This is a genomic window from Treponema berlinense (genome assembly GCF_900167025.1).
GTDB lineage: Bacteria > Spirochaetota > Spirochaetia > Treponematales > Treponemataceae > Treponema_D > Treponema_D berlinense.
Window position 1 is genome coordinate 1 of sequence record NZ_FUXC01000028.1, and the last position, 2,589, is coordinate 2,589.

General features: G+C 30.9%; 4 protein-coding genes. All 4 read right to left on the reverse strand.

The features are described from left to right. Positions 1–479: 479 nt before the first annotated feature. Entirely contained in the window at positions 480–1,169 is a 690-nt protein-coding gene (locus tag B5D47_RS11195; protein ID WP_078931914.1) for a PDZ domain-containing protein, read from the reverse strand. Positions 1,170–1,279: 110 nt separating this feature from the next. Next, a complete protein-coding gene (locus tag B5D47_RS11200) occupies positions 1,280–1,654 on the reverse strand; it encodes a type II toxin-antitoxin system VapC family toxin (protein ID WP_078931915.1) in 375 nt (124 codons plus the stop codon). Next, positions 1,654–1,875, reverse strand: a complete 222-nt coding sequence (gene vapB, locus B5D47_RS11205; protein ID WP_078931916.1) for a type II toxin-antitoxin system VapB family antitoxin — start codon at positions 1,873–1,875, stop codon at positions 1,654–1,656. Before vapB ends, B5D47_RS11200 begins: the two co-directional genes overlap by 1 nt. 129 nt (positions 1,876–2,004) lie before the next feature. Further along, a partial coding sequence (locus B5D47_RS11210; RefSeq protein WP_234970085.1) for a hypothetical protein occupies positions 2,005–2,589 on the reverse strand: 585 nt, incomplete at its 5' end.

A 2,589-nucleotide genomic window follows, 5' to 3' on the forward strand; every position in this document is an offset into this window, starting at 1 on the left:
TCTTCACCAGTAGTTAGAACCTTCCGCCGGCTCTCTGATTCCGTCAAACCAGAGTACCACTTTTTCCCAGCCTTTTATATCATGCCATCTTAAACCGCAAACCGGCTTGACCGGTTTGTCGGCTTTGAAGCTTTGTTATACGAAAATATTTCTTTCCGAAATATTATTTCCTTGTATTCTCTTTATAAAAAAGAGATTTATCTTTTCCAGAAGCAAAGTTTCCAATTTTTTGTGAACTTTTCTGAGCGACGAAAGTCGCGTAGCGGGGTAGTGCTGCTACTTTTATTCGTCAGAAAGTTCAATTTCATTTTTTTTTAATCGAGCTTGACTCGATTAAAAAAATATTCCATTTCTACTTTTGGAAGAAGGAATTTTATTTTCTGAAAAAGTTTAAATACAACAGCTTCTTCGTCCTAGCCCTAAAGTTATATTTTTCAATTTTTTCAGCAAGCTTGACTTGCTGAAAAAATGTTCCGTTTCTAATAATTTATATTTATTAGTTGTCCATTTCTGATTACTTTTAATAGGAAAGTCGAGCCTGAATAATTTCTGATAAAATTGTAATAATCATCAGCACAACCTATTGGAGTTCCATTAATTTCTATCAATACATCATTTCTTATTACATTTGCATAAAAAGCATTTGATTTATTATATACAACATCAATTACGGCTCCTGTATTTCTTTGTAATGCCATTCTTGAATTTTGATTTAAATCAATTACTTCAAAACCGGAACGTTGATTTTGTATATACAAAATTGGTAAACTTACAAAAAGAATTACAGTATAATCATACCTTTTTATGGAATAAGAACCATATTGTGTCCAACCATTTCTAGTATCGGTATATTCATAGTTATAAAGACCAATTTGTGCTTTTTTTAATTTACACATATTCTTTACATTTTGGGTTAAGTCCTCTCCTTGAGCTGGACCATTAAAAGTTGAATATCCTAAAATTTGATAATAATTAGATTTTAATAAATTAATATCATCAGAAATGTTAGATGAATAATAAACTTCAGGTTCTTCACCTTCTTTTAAATAACACTCCGAAGGCAATTCATTATCAGAATAATTAGATTTGTAAAAGTCATAAATTCCACCTGTACTTGCACAACCAATTAATAATAAAGGAAGGAAAACAAAAAAAATCTTTTTAATCATCTTATACCTCTAACGAACCAGCTCAGTGAGCTGTGCGTATAACAACTGGTTGTACCGCAGCGGGCTTGACCCGCTGTCGGCTACGAACCTTTGTTAGGTTGCGTTTTTATTTACCAGATTGTTTTTACATTATATTGTGGAATTTTTGAATCTGTTGTTACAATTGTTAAGTTGTTTTCAATTGCCTGGGCAATTAATAATCTATCAAAAGGATCCTTATGAATATCTGGTAAAGTTTTTATTGCTTCGGCATCAAATTCTGTTGGAGGTAGATAAATAAATTCTTCATCTTCAAGAACATTTTTTAATTTTGGAATATCGATATTAAACTGTAATGTACCTTTTGCTTGTTTGATAGCTATTTCCCACAAAGATGCAAAACTGAAAAAACATCTTTTAGTTTCCATGATATTCTTTGCAGTTTGAGAAAGTTCGTTACTGCCTGATACATACCAGAGTATTGCATGAGTATCCAATAAATACATTACATATACTCCGCAAATTCTTCGAGTGGTTCGTCAAAGTCTGGGGACATTTTACAAGGAATATCTTTTAAGCAACCGAATCCTTTTTTCTTGGATACAGTATGATTTTGTTTTTCTGGTGTTGTAAATTTATAAAAAACATAATCTATGTAAGTTGCAACTTCATCAATTGCAGCCTGAGGGAGAGTTTTTAATTTATTTTCAAGAGCAGAATATGTCATACAATACCTCCGTGACTTCTAATATTATTTTTATTATAACATATAAAATTTATTTTTCTACTGATCAATAAAAAAGGCGGGCTTGACCCGCCGTTTAACAATCCAGACAAGCTTGACTTGGCTGGATTGTTATTCCTCTATTTTCTCATTTATTGATTTCCATTTTTCAATAGTAGCCTGCATTGCCTTAATATATTTTGCCTTTAGTTCCATTTTTTTGGTATTCTTTTTACCAAGGAAAGCGACATATACTTTTGATGATGAAAGAATATTTTCAAGATTTGAAATATCTTCTTCTTTTATTATTGCACCGTAATCTTCTCTGACATAAACATTTTTTATGGCACCCGTTTTAACATCAGACTCTGTTCTTTTACCATAATCAATCTTTAATCTATTACTATCTGCATCAAGAAAAACAATACCGTCTATAAACATCCAGTCATTATTTTGGTAATCAGCCCATATGGTTAATGATTTATCAGAAATGTACAAAGAAATATTTTCTCTTTCTCCTGTTGCAGAATCTTTTAAATTATAAAATGCTCCTTTCTGCATATCTTTATGTGTAATGAATGTAATGTCTTCTACTTCATCATAAGTAGTTTTAAATTCATCTTTTGAAAGGATACAATAAAAGTGCAGTCGAAAAATACCTAAAATTTTACGAAAATAAAGAGAGGTATTTCGAATGCAAAGGTACAGCAAAGAATT

What these genes read in the sequence shown, in the direction of transcription:
- B5D47_RS11195 (WP_078931914.1), bottom strand. Translation starts at nt 1,169, where the DNA reads ATGATTAAAAAGATTTTTTTTGTTTTCCTTCCTTTATTATTAATTGGT.
- B5D47_RS11200 (WP_078931915.1), bottom strand. Translation starts at nt 1,654, where the DNA reads ATGTATTTATTGGATACTCATGCAATACTCTGGTATGTATCAGGCAGT.
- vapB (WP_078931916.1), bottom strand. Translation starts at nt 1,875, where the DNA reads ATGACATATTCTGCTCTTGAAAATAAATTAAAAACTCTCCCTCAGGCT.